This window comes from Burkholderia sola, assembly GCF_905400185.1.
In the GTDB taxonomy this organism is placed as follows: Bacteria; Pseudomonadota; Gammaproteobacteria; order Burkholderiales; family Burkholderiaceae; genus Burkholderia; species Burkholderia sola.
Genome location: NZ_FR989675.1, coordinates 1,377,017 through 1,395,003, shown reverse-complemented (window position 1 = coordinate 1,395,003; position 17,987 = coordinate 1,377,017). Strand labels below are relative to the sequence as shown.

The following is a 17,987-nucleotide window of genomic DNA, read 5'->3' as shown; positions in this document are numbered from 1 at the left end:
AGAACCGGACGCCCGTGCGATGTCGCGCGGCCGATTCCGGCGTTCGGAAGAGGGAATGCGCAGCGCGCGGACTTGCGGCGGCGCCGATGCGGCGATACGCCGACGCGTCGCGTAGCCAGGCCGCGCGTTGCCGATCTTGTCGATCGGCAACTTGGCCGCGCCCGTTGTTGGTGTGTCGGTTGAATGCCGCAAGCCGGTTCGACGAGGGATAAGCAACGGACTGCCAAACAAATTGATAGCGCGGCTACGGCCGACATACTGCTCGGACAAGCAACGCCTTTCTGCTTGCCGTGCAAATTGGACACGCTATGCGCGCATCGCCGTTCTCACATGGACTGGGTACGATCCGGGTTGACTATAAAAGCCACACGCTGCGTGAACACGCAACGCGATAAAGGAAACAGGCAAATTGAAAATATCGGCCAATGCATTGATTTCACTGGCCCGCCCTACACGATTCGAACGTGTGACCTACGGCTTAGAAGGCCGCAGTCCGTCACCTGGATCGAGATTGATCGACATGCCGACACGTCTCTACAAGCTTGAAATTAAACGATATTTTCTTCAACCACAACACTTCGATGTTGACTCGAATTGACTGACATCCCTAGAATTCCCCTACATGGCGCCTACACGGCACTACAAGCGGGGACTACAGGTGATCAAGGAAAATTTCACGACGGAACGTGTGGCGGGTTACGGGTGCGTACCTGGACGACAACAGACGATCTACTGGGACAAGAAGCAGCAAGGACTCGGTCTTCGCGTAACGGCTTCGGGTGTGAAGTCCTACGTATTCGAGGGGCGTTTGTTTGGCAAGACCGTTCGCATCACCATCGGCTCGCCGAACGCGTGGCTGCTGGAGCGACACGCCACGACCGACGCCGCAACCGGAAAAACGATCGAACGCCTCGGTGCGAGACAGGAAGCGGCCCGACTCAAAGCGCTGATGGATCGCGGCATTGATCCTCGCGAAGAAAGAGCGGAACAGCGCGCTGAGCATGAAGCCCGCAAACTCGAATCCCTCCGGCAAAACGCGACTGTATCGGAAGCATGGTCCGCCTATCTGGACGCGCACCGCAGCAAATGGAGTGATCGACACTACTACGATCACGAGAAGCTCGCACAAGCGGGCGGCCTACCTTGGAAGCGTGGACGTGGGACGACGATTCCTGGGCCGCTGGCGTCACTGATGCCGCTGAAGCTGACAGATCTCAACGCCGAACGAGTGGCTACTTGGCTTGAAGCCGAAGCAGAAAAGCGACCAACGAACGCTGAGCAGAGTTACCGCAAACTGCGGGCATTCATTCGCTGGTGCGATGACACGCCGGAATACTCAGGATCTATTGCTCCAAATGCGTATGCCGCTCGAGCCGTGCGCGCAGCAGTACCACGCACCAAGGCAAAAAGCGATTGCCTTCAGAGAGAACAGCTGCTTGCGTGGTTCAGCGCCGTACGTCAAATAGACAATCCGGTTATCAGCGCATACTTGCAGGGGCTCCTGCTTACTGGGGCTCGCCGCGAAGAACTCGCCGCATTGCGTTGGAAGGACGTGGACTTCCGCTGGCGCAGTCTGACCATGAACGACAAGATTGAGGGAACCGGCGGCCGCACTATCCCACTCACACCGTACCTAGCGAGCCTCCTGACGAATCTCAAGCAGATGAACGAGATGCCGCCAAACAGACGGCAGTTGGCCAGCCTCACCGAAAAGGGAAAATCTTGGTCCCCCTCTGAATGGGTGTTCACCAGCAACAGATCGGAGGACGGAAAGATCGCCGAGCCCAGAAAGGCCCACAACGGTGCACTCGAGGCCGCCGATCTGCCTCACCTCACATTGCACGGACTGCGACGGTCATTCGGTACGCTTTCGGAATGGGTTGAAGTCCCTGTTGGCGTCGTCGCGCAGATCCAAGGACACAAACCGTCCGCGTTAGCCGAGAAACACTATCGACGTCGGCCGCTCGATCTTCTGCGGATGTGGCACGATAAAATTGAGTCGTGGATGCTGCTGCAAGCAGGTCTCGACCATCCCGTTACTTCCGCGACGGAAGGGTAAACTAGTGGTGAAGTGGAAAAACGGCGACCGGATGCTAATGGCCACACCTAAAACCACTCATAGCTGAGCAGGTTGCACAAAGCCCGATGATGCAGCAGTACCTGCACCTTATCTGACACGGGTCCGCACACAAACTACGCCAAGACCTACGCTCGCTCTTTGGAGAATTGCCCACTAACGACCCTATGCGGTCCTTTGTGTTGTCCATAGTCTAATGGCAGACAACAGAGTGTAACAGTCGTTCGTGTCCTGTGGTCACCGGCGAGTTATCGGTAAAAATAGGCTACTTGTTCGTGAATTCGAGATAATCTAGTACACGCGGGGCGTCCAAATTGATTTGGATCGCCCCTTACACTCGGGGCAATCCAATTGGATAAATCAACAATTTATCATTCCGATTGCTGCGAGAAGCCTCCGGCAATTTCGAGTTTGCCACTAATAAATCGCCAAGCATTTGGAACAAATGTTTCATCTTTGGCGACGTCTTCGATTTTCCGGAAGGATGTTACACCGTTCGCAATCACGGAAACCATGTTCACGGGCAGTTTTGTAAATTCGTACTCGTCGCTGTGTGCATGCAGCAACGTCAATCCGAGACCATGAGGCGCCAAAGAGTTGAGAAGATCTTGCTTGTTATCCAATTTATTTACAGCATTAAAATAGTCCAAGCCTTCGGTTGATCCATCCCCCAAGGATTTTTGACTTGCATGCCCTCTGCAATGAATACAATCGCCATGCCCGTTTTGGTGCTTGCAGCTATGTGGCCCGGTACCTGGATGATTGCAGGAGGACCAAGAGGTTGCTCCTCCGCCCATCCACGCTATCGTTTTCGCATCTGGATCCTTCAATCCGGTGGATGTAACTGCAATTTTCAAGTTTGTCTCGGTCTGAGAATAGCCAGGCTTCATCATTTTGACCGTTCCGTCTTCTACATAGGCCGGGTAGAAAATCCCAAAATCCCCGCTATCCAGCTGATCAGAAAGGCTATCAAACTCACCAGAGTTTACCTTTTCGATAATCGAGCTGACATCATTTTCCAGGTTCATCGCTTGGTCTCCGTGTGGAAATTTTCAGGATAGTCAATTTTAAAAATAGTTCAAGGCTCCGTGTATCACGGTTTCGCTTAGGAGTGGACTGCAAATTACGGGATCGCTCAAATATGGGTTGGCATTAATATGAATAATTGGAGTTTATGCCGTGACCCTTGTGCGAGAATTGGCCAGACGGCTGCTTTCAGAGCCGCAATAGCCGTTTGAATAACTGCATTTGCAAACAGTGGGCGGACCGCTTCTGCCCGGTAGCCGCCTCCCGCCATCGCCGCCGACAACTGGGCAGATGGCGAACTTTGACCGATCCCGTTCGGGCCACTGGTAACCTCGGGCAGCCAAAGCAACTTTTCCCGGTCACATGAGCACGCAACCCACCGCAGCATCTGCCCCCGTCACGCCAATGATGCAGCAGTACCTGCGTTTTATCAGCCGGGCATAGATTACAAACAGGCTGGGACTGGCGAGCCATGTCGCCGTCGGGGCAATCACGCCTGTTTGAAGCCTGCTGCGCGCTCTAGTGCTTCCCGGCGCCGCTTATCTGTTTCGTCGTTGAGCTTGCGCCTCGTCGCGAAAAATATCCGTGCAACTTCGATGTCGGCCCTCAACTCGTCGGTGCTCGGGGTCGATGTGTTCGCGTCGGACGACGTGTCATGCGCCGCGAAATGCGAGCACCTCGCCATAGCTGCTTGGATAGCCTCGTAGTGCGCATCCTCGACGACAACGGCGCGCAGGCGCTGGGTTGAAACGCCGGGACGGAAGCGAACGACGGTCTCATTGAGCACGCTCTCTTCCACCCCACGCTCCCAAGTCTCGCGCAGTCGGCCATACGCGGTTCGAATAATCGTTTCACTTTGCTCGACGTCCCCGGCGTTTGCCGCGCGATCAGCGTCAGCCGCCATCGCTTTAATTTTTTCAAGGCGCTCGGGGACTTTCTGTCCCGCGAATGGAAGCTCGGGGAAGATCAAGCCGGCCCGCTCGTTGTGACGACGCAAGCTCATCGCCGTGGCCGCAACCGATTGACGGACCGCCTCGTCAGCCAAATGATTTGCAAATGCGAGGTCATGCGTGAAGACGATGACCTGGCGAACCCGAGCCTCCGATGCGAGGCGTCTCGCCACCTTTTCGCGGCGAGCATGGTCCAACGACGACATCGGGTCGTCAAAGATCACCGCTCCGTGTCCCGGAACCAACGAAACTTCGGCCATGAAAGTGGCCAACGCCAGCGCCCGCTGCTCGCCTTCGCTCAACACATCGCCAACCCTCTCGGAGCCAGCCGTGTCAAGCTTCACCTGCTGCTTCGCCTTGCCGCGCTCCATTCGAGTAGTGCTCCGAATCGGCACATGCGCGACTCCGAGCGCGGCGCATTCGCGCGCGAAGGCCGCTTCTGCGTCCGCCGACAACGCCTCCGCGTGTAGCGCCTGCATCTTTCTGGACACCGGCCCAGAGTCCGCCGCACGATGCGCGGACAAGAGAGCCTTTTTCAACGTCAAATCATCCGCGACCTGCAACACCTGATCGATCCGCTCGTTGAGCGCGCGACGCGATCGAAGATCGGCGAGGCGCTGCTCACTTTTCTTCCTGGCCTCAGCTACGGCCAGTTGCTCCAACCCCTCGGCGTTCTGGCCGAGTTGCAGTGCGAGAACACGCAAATCCGCCGATGCCGCATCGATCGGCGCCAACTCGCTCCTGAAGTCGCGCTTTTCCTCCGCCGTGAGCAAACTGCGCTTCCGCTCAGTCAGCGCGCCGCTTGTATCAAACAGGCGATCCCGCATACCCGGCTTGCTCGCTTCCAGTTCGTCGAGAAGCGGCTTGTCCGCCACCAACGATGACGGATCGACACGACCGATGGCCATAAACGCCGTGGCAGCGCTTTGTCTTGCCGCATTCGCCCGCTTCTGAGCCTCTTGCTCGATGAATAGCTCAAATTGCCGGAGCCTCGCGGCCGCCGAGCCGTCAAGGTGTTGCTGGCACAAGACGCATTTCGCGCCGTCTACATGCGGGAACGGGTGTCCCGGATACGCCACGTGCGTTGAGAACTCACGCGCTGCCACCAGCAGGTGTCGCCACGGCTCCGAGCCGGTTCCCGGCAGCATCTCGCCTTGTGCCGCGAAAGCCTCGGCGGCGAGCTTCGCCGCCACATCTGCCTCGACCAGGGCCAAGCCGGATTTAATCGCGGCATTTGCCTTCTCGTCCGAAAGCGCTGCTTCGCATTGCTCCCATTGAACGGCGAGAGCTTCGACACGGGCCTTCAACCGCCGAATCTCGATGGCCCGCGCGGCGGGATTGATTTCGGCAAGTTGAGCGGTGAGCTGACCAATCTCGGCCGATTCAGCGTCCGACACGGCCGCCACGGTTTTGAGGTCTTGACGGTAGGCCTGAGTCGCGAACTTCTTGCCAAACTGCGCGAGCAAATGCCCCGCCGCATGCTCTCCAATCAGGTCGGCAAAGGATGCCTCCGATGCCTTGATCGTGTCGATTTCCGATTCGAGTTGTGCTCGAACGCGCACGCAGAGCGAGGCCAGACCGGCAAGAACGTCCAGCCCACGAGGCGTGTAGGCAACATCTCCCTCCGCGTCCGTAAAGGCTCTAGCACAGTGAGAGTCGAAGACCGCGACGGCCGCCAACTCGGCAGGCGCGGGCTCGTTCTGGCTCCATGAAAGCGTTTCAGTTTTCTCGGAGCCGGCCCGCCGAATCTCGATCTCGGCGCTGGGAACCGCTCTCGCTCCGGAGAAAAAAACGTTGCCCAATATGGGGCCTCCGGTGACTCGCGCTCTGCATGCTTTGCGAAGCACGCGCGAATAGCCGGACTTGCCCGCCCCGTTCCCACCGTAGACCACCGTTAGCCCGGTCGGGGCGAAGTCGATCCGTTGGTCCGACGCGATAGCGTTCACGCCTATAAGGTTTCGTAAAGAGACCAGCGTGACGGAACTCTCGGGAGCGCCAGTTTTCGGGATCATGTCGGAAGTAAGCGGTTGCGGCGCGCGGCTAGCTGGGTCGGTGACCCCATATTCTGTTTTCAGCAGCGCGATGACATCGGCAAAGTCGCCGTCGTCAATTCGACCATTCTGGAAAAGCCGCCGAGCAGCGTCACTCATCCACGGCTGCTGGTCGAGCAGCCAGTCCACAATCTTTCCAATCAACATGTTGGTCCCCCGTCTTTTTTATCTGACCAGTATAACCTTCCTTAATTTCAGCACAATTTTTGTGGTCCACGGGATTTACCCCAAGCACTTGAATTTCCCACGCATGTGGCCGGCTCACTTCCCGCGAAAGCGGTTTTGCATGACGGTTACAGCGAGAAAGGACAGATGACCTCGACCGGTGAACAAACGTCCATTTTCGGCAATCGAGCGGCCGGACCTTGACCAACGACTCCGTCGCCACGCCGGGCTGCCGTCCGAGCTTTGCAAGTCGGATTAATGGTGCCGAGACGAGGAATTGAGACACATCATGAAAAAGATAGAAGACGAACGAGATGCCCGGTGCGAAGAATTGCTGAGAAGGCTGCCAAGGGCATGCTGACGAGAGCCGAACTGGCCTGAACGGCTTTGCAGGCCGCTGCTCACGCATAGAAATCAATTGTTTACAACAATTCGCCACCCGCATTACCGCACCGACGCATGTCCTCGCCCTAGCATCTCGTCCGGAGCCAATGAGTTAAAGGAAGGTTGCGAAATCGTCAGCGACTCGCTGGACCAAACCCTCAGGATCGACGCCGTCGAGCACCACCGCTGGCCATAGCGCAGCGCTCGTTAAATCAAAATCGAAAGCTCAAGTACACCGCTCCCACAGAACTTGAGCCAACCGGGATTGCGTGGATAGCTACCATTACAGACCTTATCGCAGTCCGAATTCCGCGATAAGAGAGGGTCGTGCTGCGAGCAATAGCTCCAGATGGCTTTCCGGCCACATCTCAATTCGCAATGCACTATCTGAGTGGTTGTGTTTCTCCACGGACAGGATGGCGTCGCTTGTGAAACGCCCAGATGTGGCAATAACATGGACATCGACGCGTGGAGGCTCCCAAGTCTTCATTTGTTCGCGAAGCGTCGCGATCTCGGCAATGCCGACGCTCTTACTGAGCCAATGCTTACATTGAATAATGACCCGTTGCCGCGTGGTTCCACCCAATGTGTCCGTCTGTACGCGGAACACCGAGACGTCACGCCCTCGGTCTGGCGCCTCAGTCTTAGTCAACCATGCCGCATTTTCGTACCCCGGCTCCGTAGCAACAAGCGCAAAAATAAGTCGCTCAAACTGTTCGTCGGTTAGATTGACCCATTTAAGTTTGGTCGCGACAGATCCTCTCGGCTTGGCACTGATTAAAGTTTCTAGATCTTCGACACCCACCGGCATAGGCTCGTTATCGCCGTACATAGATTTTTGAAGTCCCGCCTTTACGGCTGGCCAGTCGTGCAAGATGATGTCTCGTAGATCTCCGTATAGTCCGAAGTGCATGTGTCGACCTAGATCGCTCCATCGTGGAGGCTTGGATATGCTGCTGCCCATCAGCATGTTGATCTGGGCGACGCTCTGCTTCAACTCGTCGAATTGATGATGCGAGACTTCAAGATGTCTTTCAGTCGGTTCCGGAAGCTGAGAGAGGATTCGAACGCACTCATCGACTCCCGATATAAGCTCCTGCAATGCGTCGCGCACAAGCTCACGGCGCATCTGGTCGAACTGTATGCGATATTGCCGGAGTGTCCGTAACGGCTCATCTATTGAACGCTCCACGGAAATGCTGAATTCAATTTCGCCCAATTCCTGGGCATCCAGACGACTTTGCGCAATCTCATCTAATTCCATGAGCCGAATATCCGGTTTCCATCCTCGTATCTTAGGAAGGGCCGCATAAAGGGCATCAAAATGGTAACAGTTGCTTTCGTAAGTATGGTTACTGCCGAAGACAATTCCTTGCGGAATTGCCGAATCAATTGCATCAAGCAGGCGTTCCGCTTTTACGAGATTTGCCTCAACCATCTCAAATTGGCGCAGTGCGGCGTTCATGGTGCTTTCGGCCACTTCTTCCCCTTAGAAGTGCTCCTCGCATGCCTCATGCTTTGGCGCACTAAAAGTGCCCCACCCAAGCGAGGCCGTTTTATCGATAAATATTCATCAACCGATATGCAGCGACTGCGGGCTACCCTTTGCGATGCTTATATACGAGGCGAAAAGGATCCTCTCGTGCCGCCACCAACACAGAATCTTGGAGGCCAATATCTTCGATTTCCCGCCCCAATAGACGGAAATTCTTGAGTGGGAGCGTCGGCACATACATAAGTGCCTCTCTCTCTTCTCTCAAACGCCCACGAAGTTCCATCAGCAAGCGGCCCAGAACATTTTGGCCCCGAAGCAGTCCTTCACCGTTGTCGATAGCACCCCAATACGGGTCTTTGGCGGAATCCTCCACAATATCTCGCTCCCCCGTTGCAAGAAGAAGCGCGCCAAAAGCATCCCAATTTTCAGCGAGCTTGACACGGAGGCACCAGCGCATAATTTTATGCCTCACTTCATCCCAGTCTGGCCGCGATTGGGAACGATACGGCCTAGTCCGCATTTTTAGCGTCATAGCACTCGTCTCATTGACGATCAGGCGCTGCACATCCGGCTTGTGCGGGTAGCGGCATGCTTGGTACAACGCCTCTGCCGTTCGAATCTCCACCCCCGAGACCAGCAGGGGGTAACCGGGAGCCATATTCGACAGTCCACCGAACGCAAGAGCAAACGTAGCAGAGGATGAACCATTAGACCAGGAGGTCAACAATCCTAGTGAGTCAGCTTGCGCCACAAAACTAGGCGACGGCGCCACGTCCCATGGGAGCAACTTGTCTATATGGGTGACCTTGTAGCCTCACTCTCCTGCCAGAGCACCGGGCAGGACTCGTCGACATCATCGAAGGCATCCCGCACGAGAACGATTGCCACCTCGTAGTTCCGGGATGGAATGACAAATGCTAGGTTTACCCAGCAAGGCTTCCGCCGTTTCGGTAGCAAATCTATAGCGCACAAAAAAAGCCCGTTTTCAGCGGGCTTTTCATATGAAATTCGCCAAGCAATCTAAATGCCACGTGCATAATGCACAATGCTAGAATGCCGGAAAGTACGATTCCTCTATATCGAGGCTCGGTATAAATCGAAAACGTCTACATCCGCTTGCTCGAGCAAATCCTCAAACTCACTCTCCCCTCGCGCACGAAGGATTTCCAGCTCAGCCTCCGAAATAGGAATTCCTTGCAACCAATTAACCTTTACTCCACTGTCCAATTCAAGTTGCTTAAAATGCCCTTCACTCCACAAGAACGGTGCAGTCAAGTACAAGTGCGGGACTAACGTGTCACTGTAGTATTCTGCAACATACCCCTCCAGCACACTCCCTGGCATAACTGCCCGCCGCGATCGCATCAGCGCAAAAACAGCAGAGGCAAGCACATTAGGCCACTGCTCAATATCAGTGGGCATCGCGCCACACAACTCAACTCGAGTACCCAACTCCGCCTCATTTCCCAAAACAGTCTCAAATAGACCTATGGTGCTGTACGACACGAGATCAGGTTCGGGGGAGTCCACGACCGAAAGTACATCAACAGCCATGGGCAAATCATCGTGCAGATATTCCTGCACCTTGGGCTTACCGCCGAACACCGATAAGGCATGCCGCCCCACGGCTTTTCGATCAGCAGAAATTGGGCCTTTTGTCATGTCACGGTCCGAAATAGTCATCCGTCAAGTCTTCGCCTACGTGACTGCGATTGGACGAAGGAAGTTCAGGTCGATAATGGCTGGGATCATTATACTCATCAAGGAACTGTTTGCGCGTGAGATCACGTTCCGCAGCACTGATCACGTGCTTTCTGTGCTCGAGCCCCGGCTTGTGCCCCATGTCCCAAGGATCATCGGGATTCATTTCCTTCTCGGTCACCGGATCTCGAACCTTTCCATCAGGGCTGTTCTTCTTAGCATCTTCCCACGCCTTTTCACGCACACCCTTGCGGAACTTTCCTCGCTTGTAGCGCGGATCTTTGGACGGTTCGACCTTAAGCCCATTTCCCGCTGGTTTTGCGTCCGCACTCCCGGCCTTTGCTGCATCGGCCGCCCCCTCGGTTGCCTCTCCCCCCTTCGACGCAGCCCCACCGATGTCCGAGGCCTTGCCTGCTTGGCCAGCCGCCTCGGCAACCTCGCCAGTCTTCCCAACCGCGTTCGCAACCTCTCCCGTTTTTCCCGCGACATTTGCAACGTCAGCAACCTCGCCTGCCTTTCCGGCAACATTCACCGCCTCGCCAACCTTGCCTGCCACATTCCCCACTTCTCCGACCTTGCCGGCGGCACCGACTCCGCCGACAAACAATCCGCCGATGTCGACCGCCCCGCGCCCCAGCGCCTCGCCATAGTTGCCTTGGCTCCACGCCTCCATATACGGCTTGGTGATGCCATCGACGATCGCGCCAGGATGATCATAGATTGCCTGCGCCGTCTTTCCGGCTGAGTCCAGCGTCTGCGAGTACCCGTGGTAGTCGTATAACCCTGTCAGATTAGACAGCCCCTCCGCAGCCTGCGACACCGGCGATAACTTGGCCGCTCCGACCGCCAGCCCACCCAAGCCCGTCGCCATGTCCCACACGGCACCGCCGGCCCCCTTAAAGAACCCGCCGACCTGATGCATGACGCCCTTCTCGGGTGGCGGATTGGCATCCCCCACGACGTTTCCGCTCGCATCCACCGAGCTTCCCGGCGCGGGAGCGGTCACGTAGGTACCAGTACAGTTGCCGGAATTCATCGTGCACGGATCGCCATCACGAATAACCGGATGGCCGCCCGCGCGAACCGTCGTGCTTCCCTTCGTCGGCTTGGTCTCTCCTCCCACCGTACCGGAGCCCACCCCATCGGCCGAGCCCGCCTCGTCTCCCGTACATGTCGGGACCACACTCTGATCGAGCACGTACGCCGGCTTTCCGTTGAATCGCACGCTCGGCACGACGCCCGATGACCCGCTCAGATCCGAGACGACCTGATAGGGCACCGGCGGCGTCGAGCTACCCATCGGCGTCTTGCAGACGTCAGGCGTGCTACTGACCGCCTTGAAACTACCGTCCTGTCTCGACGCGATCCGATTACCCTTGGAGAAATGATCGGACGGTTGCGCCTTATCCTGCGGCTTATAAACGCCAGTTTCAAAGCGCCTTTGAACTGACTTCCCCGCCTCGTCAAATATATCCCGCAGGTCGGAACGGTGGCTCCACGGATTCGGTGTGTTCCATAGCGCATCCAGATTCTTCACCGCGTCGCGGGCCTGCTCGACGCTCTGGATGTTGAAGTGCTCACGGAAAACATCGCCTGCGTCGCCGGTAACTGTAATCTCCAACGGTTCAGCCATGTTGCGCTCCCGTCGATCCGACCGAAATTGCCGGCGAACCTGAAGCAAGTCGCTCCAGGTCGGCATGGTTCACAAACCTTGCCTCGAAGCGCTGCGCACGCACGGATTTCATCAGCGTCGCTCGCCACACCAACGTCACCATGGGCTTCGCCGCATCCGATACGTCGACAGACAGCGTATCGAGCAGCAGCGGCGCGAACTTGAGCGACTGGTCGGTGTAGACCCATCCCATCGGTAGATGTCCTGGCAAGGCGATGCGCAGGATCGTATTGCCACGCTCATCGACGGTCGATCCGGTCGTGCCGGCGGGAACAAGATTCGTCAGCACGATCGTCTCGTTACCCTTCAGGTGCGGCACCTGCATCTGCGGGGGCGCGCCATTCCAGTACCTGAACTGAAAATCGTCTGGCAAGCCCGGATGGCGCTCAGCGAGCCACTGGTCATCATAGGTCCCAGCAAGGTCACGCCTCGATCGCCATGCTTTCCCGATGATTCCGAAGCCAGCCGGATGCAGCGACGGATGCGCCTGCCCATTCGAAGCTGCTAGCCATCCTTGTATCGAAATGGGTTCACTGCTGGTTTCAATCTGCGGAGCAGCGATCCGCTGCTGCTTCGTCGCATTAAGGAACCAACGTTCAGCAAATCCCAGACCGATCGGATTGTCTTCGCAGGCCGTATGCGCCACCGGAACGTTATCTTGATCGGGATGCGCAGCCTGCTGTTTGTCATCGAGCCGAAATGCCTTCGGCACACGTTTCGCAGCCGGATCCTGCGCATCGACCCGACACTGGCCGCCCCACGCGTATTCGTAACGTATAGGCAGCGCTGCAATTGATTCGGGCGGCGTCAACCACCAGTCGACGGGACGCACGATGCCGAGCGAGGCGATCTTCACGAGTCGACTCATGCTTCGGCCAAACATCGATCGTCGAGCAAAGTACCTTGGGCCGGTTACGAGCAACCTACGATCCAGCAGGACTTTCGTCGTCGGCACACCCGCGTCGTCGTTGGATCGCATGGGTGCCGACACAATTCGAACTCCCGCCACGAAGCGCGGCAACGATCGCCCCTGCGGCGCATACGCAGTCCCGTTGATCAGTACATCGCAAAGCGGTTTATATGGCGCGAGATCGCTTTCCTCTGCCACGCTGGACTGATTCGGCTCGCCGTGGAAACGATCCGATGTCGCGAGAGGCATCTGCTCCTGCGCGAGCACTAACGCGCCATCGCGCAGCTCAAACGTCTGGCGCAATACAACGGTATGGAACGATGCGCCGTCCGGAGCAAACGACTCGAATGCCAATGCCGGGAAAGGCGTGTGATTGGAGAACTCCATCGCCGCTCCCGTCAGTTGACGTCAACATCCTTGCCGTTGATCTGCACCGGCCCCGAACCCTCGATTAGCAGTTGCGTGCCGCGCAGTGTGATATGTCCGTTGCTCTCCATAATGAGCACCGAGCTACCGGTCTTGAGCTCGATACGGTCGCCGGCTGTTATCGTGTACGTCTTGCCGACCATCGTGGTTTTCGACAAACCGACCTCTTCGGCACTCGCGAGGCCGGCGGCCGTGTTGATCGCGCCGGCAACCGTGACCGTATACGCACCGCCGACCGTCAAGGCTTTCGCGAGCCCAACCGTCTCTGTGGACGTCAATGCGATCAAGAGGTTTTCCATCCCTTGAATCGTTTCGTTCCGGTTACCACCGACCGTCAGCGTTTCGTTATTACCTACGGTTTCCGTCCGATCCACGCCAATGTGGATGGTCTCGTTGTTGTCGACCGTTTCGGTTCGGTCGTGCTTTACATGCACCGTTTCGTCGTGATCGATGTTCTTCGTGCGGTCGTTACCTACCCAATGCGACTCGTCGTGCTCGACCTCGATGCGCTGATCCTTCTCGGCATGCAGCCACACCTCCTCCTCGCCCTTCTTGTCCTCGAAGCGGATCGCATTGGCTGTGTTGACGTTACCGGTCTTGGTCGAACGCGTCAGGATCCCGCTCTGTGTCGCGTTGGCCGGCAATGCCCACGGCGGCATGTTCTGCGAGTTGTAAACGCGCGACGTCACGAGGGGACGGTCTGGATTTCCATCCAGGAAACTTACGACCACCTCATCCCCGATTCGCGGAATCTGAATCATCCCGAAACCGCTGCCCGCCCACGGCTGGCTTACGCGCACCCAGCAGGAGCTACCCTGGTCTCGTTTGCCGAGACGATCCCAGTGGAACTGCACCTTCACACGACCGAGACTATCCGTATAAATCTCCTCGCCTTTCGGACCCACGACGATCGCCGTCTGCGGCCCGACAATCGTCGGACGCTCGCCCTCGAACGCCGGGCGGTACGGAATTTTCTTCCGAATGCAGGTGAAGCTGCACGAGTACGCCGAACTCCCCTCACCAGGCTCATAGTTGTTCGTGCCAGCGTGTGACACAGTGAGCAACAAGAATTGCCGGTCTTCCTGTTTGGTACTGGCGTGATCGTAGTGGTCGTCCAGTTCGAAGTATCGGCACGGCATCATCCGCCGACCCGTCGTCACCCCGACGAACGTTTTGCTGTGTGCAGCCAGCGCTTCCGTCCGAAAGCGCGTGAGCTCTTCACCCCGATCGCTGTCGGCGAAACCATGCTCGCCGAGGTAGTCGTAGATCTCGTAGGACGGTACGTCGCCTTGATTGACTTCCGTCCCACCCGACACGAATCGCCGGGCATGAGGAATCTTGTAGTCGAAAGTTTTCAGTCCTACCGTGTCCGGTGCAAGCTGACGCTGCGCTTGAAATGACGTGATGACGGCCAGATTGTCCATCGCCTCGCCCTGGTTGTATTGCAGCGATGGGCTGCGCCCGTCGATCGGCTTCGCGGTCACCGAGTTATCGGCGATGATCAGCTTGTGCCCATCCTTCGCATGCTCGAAGTAATAGAACAGGCCATCCTCTCGCATCAGCCGTTCAACAAAGGCTAGATCGGTTTCCCTGTACTGGGTGCAATAGCTGCGATTCTGCGTTCCCTTCGAAAGCCGGAACTCGAACGATGCGAGCTTGCCGTACTCTCGAAACACGCGCGAGAGAATCGCCTCTGTATTCTCTTCCTGAAAGATCCGAATGTCCTGCCGGCGAGAGAGCATCCAGAGCCACGGAAGGATCGTTGCGCTGTACATCGCAAAACCACCATCGGTATCGAGATGCGAAAACGCTGCGACGTATCCGTGGAAGTAACGCTCTTCCGAGCTGGCGAGCGCATCGGTCAACTGCAACGTGATTGTCACAGGTTGGCCGATCAGCTTCTTCAGCTCGATATTCTTGTCCTGCGACGCGAGCCGGACATGCATCTCGAAATTCTGAGATAACCCCTCGGTACAATGGAAATCGACGAGCACGAGATCCGATCGACCTTTCAAAGGCGTTTCAATCGTAAACAGGCGATTGCTCTGGAGCTGGAAGAAGCTCGCAATTTCGGACATTTGCATATGTAGCCTCGGAATCTCTCAGCAGAGGGGCAGTTTTTTGTCGGCGCGGCCATTTTAATATGCCTGCGCGCCATTTGGACTAGATGTCGGCTCCGGAAAACGGGGACCGATTATCGCGGATTATTGAATATTTGCAGCGAATGGACCACCTGCTGTCACATTACGAACGTGAAGTCGGACTGCTTGCACGCAGTCTGGCGGACTTTGCTCGACGCTTTCCGAAGATTGCAGCACGCCTCGGCATGTCTGGCGGCCACGTCGAAGACCTGCACGTCGACCGAATGGTACAGACATTCGCGCTGCTAGCCGCTCGTGTCGATGCGAAGCTTGACGACGATTACCCGCAATTCACCGAGGCACTTCTCGAAAGTGCCTATCCTCAGTATCTGCGCACGGTCCCGTCATGCGCGGTTGCCTCGTTCGACCCATCGGTTCTGTTCGGTCAGCTTACCGAACCGCTGACGATAGCGCGCGGCACGATGCTGGACGCGAATGCCGCACCGTGCCGCTTCCGTACAGTCTACGACGTCACGTTGTCGCCGTTGCGTATTCACTCGACACGCTATTCACCAGCGACGCTTGCGCCAGCAGCGGCGCGCATCCCGGCAGAAGTGACGGGGATCATTTCGATTACCTTTACAAGCGAATCCGCGTCGCAAGCATTCGATGACGCCATTCCGTCCGCGCCAGTGCGGGTACATCTGTCCGGAGAGCGGCCGCTCGTCGCCGCGCTTTCCGATACGCTGTTGCTTCGTGCATCGGCCGCCTACGTGGAGGTGGACGAAAGCGGACGCTGGACCCGCTTGTCGAAAGTCCCCATTGAGCCGGCCGGATTTGCCGATGGCGAGCGATTGTTACCGAACGAAGACGATACAAGCGCACAATCGTTCCGGCATCTGATCGAGTATTTTGCCTTCCCCGAGAAGTTTGATTTCGTCGACATCGACCTGGGTCGAATGCGTCGCGCCGCGCGCGCCGAAGCAGTTCGACGACTGACGCTTCACATCGCCGTGCAAGGCACCGCCCATGATTCCGGCGCCGCTCAGATCCTGGCAACGCTGAACATCAGCACGTTCCGATTGTTTTGCACACCGGTCGTCAACCTGTTCGAACGCGCGGCAACGCCTATCCAGCTAACCAGTCATGATGCCACCTATCCGATCACGCCGACCCCGTTGGCAACCGGCATTCCGCTGAGCGTCTACTCGGTTGAAGCCGTGTATCTGGGCGAGCGTACGAAGTCGGATGAAGACAAGGCCGCCATCGCTTCACACGCGGCACCGCGCACGCAGGTGTGGCCGTATCGTGCATTCAGTCACGCGCGAACCACGGATTCGTCCGCCATCTATTGGCTGGCCTACCGAGATCCGGAAGCCATGCCGGACGGCGCGCTGGCGGTATCGCAACTGGCGTTGGTCGACTTAAAGGGTCAAACCGTTCATCCGCGACACCCTCAGGTGGATGTCGATGTTCTGGCAACCAACGGAGCAATGCCGTCCCGGTTGCCGATTGGAGCCCCGGATAGCGATCTTCTGTACGAGGGTTCGGCATTGGCGTGCCCGATCATACTGCTCTCTCGCCCCACCTTGCCGGCTGCCCTGCCGCGTGGCGGTGCGCTTTGGCGCGTCCTGTCGGCACTGGCGCCGCATCCGCTCGACCTGACGCGGACCGGACTACCCGCGCTGAAGGAGTTTCTCCGTTTCCATGCTCCGCGTTCCAGCGTGGTTGCCCAACGTTGCATCGACGCGATCATATCCGTCGACTACAAACCGGCGATCAGGTGGATGTCTCTCGACGATCACTTCCCGTCATTTGTTCGCGGTGTGGAGATCCTGCTTTCGTTCTCCGAGGCTGCGACACGAGATGTCAGCCTGCATCGGTTCTCGGCTGTCATGGACCGGTTCTTCGGCCCGTACGCTCAGTCAAACAGCTACGTTCAACTCGTCGTGTTATCGGCCGAGAGCGGCAAGGAACTCTTGCGGTGCGCACCACGCCCAGGGACGCAACCGCTGATATAGATCAGTGAACATATCCGGCAAGAATCCCGCCACTGCCCCCAGCCTGGAAACCCACCGTTTGCCCGCGCATGAACAATACAGCCGGCGCCTCGGAAATGGCTCGCGTGAGCAACCAACTGAAGGTGGGGTTTGCTAGCCCTGCTGCTAACAACGCGGGATTCATGCCGAGCAACATCGCGTCGCCCGCCCAACCATAAAGCGCCGACAACGACCCGTCGACATAAATCGTGCCACCTTGAAAATCCGATCGCGACAGCTCAGTACCGCGAAACGCGCTCGTCATGTAGATGCTACCGTAACTCGGGAAGTCCAGCGTGGAACCCGCCGCCCCGACGCTGCGGCCCCGGATCGGCGGCAACTTAATTTCCGGTATCGAGAACTTCGGCAATTTGATTTTCGGAATCTTCAGGCCCGCGCCGATCCCGATACCGACACCGCCGTAGTAGAAGCTCTGATCGTGCTTCTCGGGGTCAGTCAGCACGATCGTGCCGCCCGTTGCCATCACGATCTCAACGCTCAGGCCACCACCTGCCCCAGTGTGATACGTCCACTTGCTCAGCCTCAGAAATGACATATCTGCGTCCCAGTGATCTCGTTATTGTCGTGACGGAAGGTTGATCAACCCGCAAACGATGAAGCCCAATCCGAAGAGTGCGAAAAAGACCGCATTCCCCCAGATCGCATCAAATCGGTCGATTCTCGCAGTCGGAATCGGATTCTCGGCGAGATAGCGCACCTGCGGCCGATCACCGACAGCCATTTTTGACACAATCCCGCCTTGCGGATATGACACATGTTCGCCTGCCTTGGTCACGAACTCGATTTCAGGGTGATACCCGCCCGCGTTCAACTTAACCACTTCGCCCGGCACCATGATCGACGTCCGCATGAATTCGCGCGTCATCTGGACGTTTATCGCCGCTGCGATCAATAAGCCAATTCCGACCACGACAAAGGCTACGGCCTTGAACATAACTGTGCTCGCTCGTTTGTCAAATAGCAGTCGAGATGATACACAAGGCGAGTCT

Annotated in this window: 12 protein-coding genes; 2 read left to right on the top strand and 10 right to left on the bottom strand. The window is 57.2% G+C overall.

Translation table 11 applies throughout. The features are described from left to right. The first annotated feature begins 658 nt into the window (after positions 1–658). Complete coding sequence (locus KR541_RS06500) at positions 659–2,059, top strand: tyrosine-type recombinase/integrase (protein WP_216089449.1); 1,401 nt, start codon at positions 659–661, stop codon at positions 2,057–2,059. Positions 2,060–2,448: 389 nt separating this feature from the next. Here the strand turns inward: KR541_RS06500 and KR541_RS06495 are convergent, their stop codons facing one another. The 8 genes from KR541_RS06495 to KR541_RS06460 form a co-directional block, all read right to left on the bottom strand. Next, entirely contained in the window at positions 2,449–3,105 is a 657-nt protein-coding gene (locus KR541_RS06495) for a hypothetical protein (RefSeq protein WP_216089448.1), read from the bottom strand. A 488-nt stretch (positions 3,106–3,593) separates the two neighbouring features. Further along, on the bottom strand, positions 3,594–6,251 hold the full coding sequence (locus KR541_RS06490) for an AAA family ATPase (RefSeq protein WP_216089447.1): 2,658 nt from the start codon (positions 6,249–6,251) through the stop codon (positions 3,594–3,596). 694 nt (positions 6,252–6,945) lie between these two features. Further along, the gene (locus KR541_RS06485) at positions 6,946–8,118 is read right to left on the bottom strand and encodes a restriction endonuclease (RefSeq protein ID WP_216089446.1); all 1,173 of its coding nucleotides are present in this window, start codon (positions 8,116–8,118) and stop codon (positions 6,946–6,948) included. Positions 8,119–8,251: 133 nt separating this feature from the next. Beyond that, on the bottom strand, positions 8,252–8,899 hold the full coding sequence (locus KR541_RS06480) for an NADAR family anti-phage protein (protein ID WP_290369657.1): 648 nt from the start codon (positions 8,897–8,899) through the stop codon (positions 8,252–8,254). Positions 8,900–9,222: 323 nt separating this feature from the next. Then, positions 9,223–9,810 (bottom strand): suppressor of fused domain protein, encoded by a 588-nt coding sequence (locus KR541_RS06475; RefSeq protein ID WP_252996649.1) that lies wholly within the window; start codon positions 9,808–9,810, stop codon positions 9,223–9,225. Between the two features lies 1 nt (position 9,811). Next, on the bottom strand, positions 9,812–11,482 hold the full coding sequence (locus tag KR541_RS06470; protein WP_216089444.1) for a PAAR-like domain-containing protein: 1,671 nt from the start codon (positions 11,480–11,482) through the stop codon (positions 9,812–9,814). Then, positions 11,475–12,818, bottom strand: a complete 1,344-nt coding sequence (locus KR541_RS06465; protein ID WP_216089443.1) for a DUF2169 family type VI secretion system accessory protein — start codon at positions 12,816–12,818, stop codon at positions 11,475–11,477. The genes KR541_RS06470 and KR541_RS06465 overlap by 8 nt, the downstream gene beginning before the upstream one ends. An 11-nt stretch (positions 12,819–12,829) precedes the next feature. After that, positions 12,830–14,941, bottom strand: a complete 2,112-nt coding sequence (locus tag KR541_RS06460) for a type VI secretion system Vgr family protein (protein ID WP_216089442.1) — start codon at positions 14,939–14,941, stop codon at positions 12,830–12,832. 140 nt (positions 14,942–15,081) lie between these two features. On the opposite strand from KR541_RS06460, the gene tssF reads away from it, so the two are divergent. Further along, on the top strand, positions 15,082–16,959 hold the full coding sequence (gene tssF, locus KR541_RS06455) for a type VI secretion system baseplate subunit TssF (RefSeq protein ID WP_216089441.1): 1,878 nt from the start codon (positions 15,082–15,084) through the stop codon (positions 16,957–16,959). Position 16,960: 1 nt separating this feature from the next. Here tssF and KR541_RS06450 read toward each other — a convergent pair whose 3' ends face one another. Both KR541_RS06450 and KR541_RS06445 read right to left on the bottom strand, forming a co-directional pair. Beyond that, the gene (locus KR541_RS06450; RefSeq protein WP_216089440.1) at positions 16,961–17,533 is read right to left on the bottom strand and encodes a hypothetical protein; all 573 of its coding nucleotides are present in this window, start codon (positions 17,531–17,533) and stop codon (positions 16,961–16,963) included. 21 nt (positions 17,534–17,554) lie between these two features. Next, a complete protein-coding gene (locus KR541_RS06445; RefSeq protein WP_085539530.1) occupies positions 17,555–17,932 on the bottom strand; it encodes a DUF3592 domain-containing protein in 378 nt (125 codons plus the stop codon). Positions 17,933–17,987: the final 55 nt, after the last annotated feature.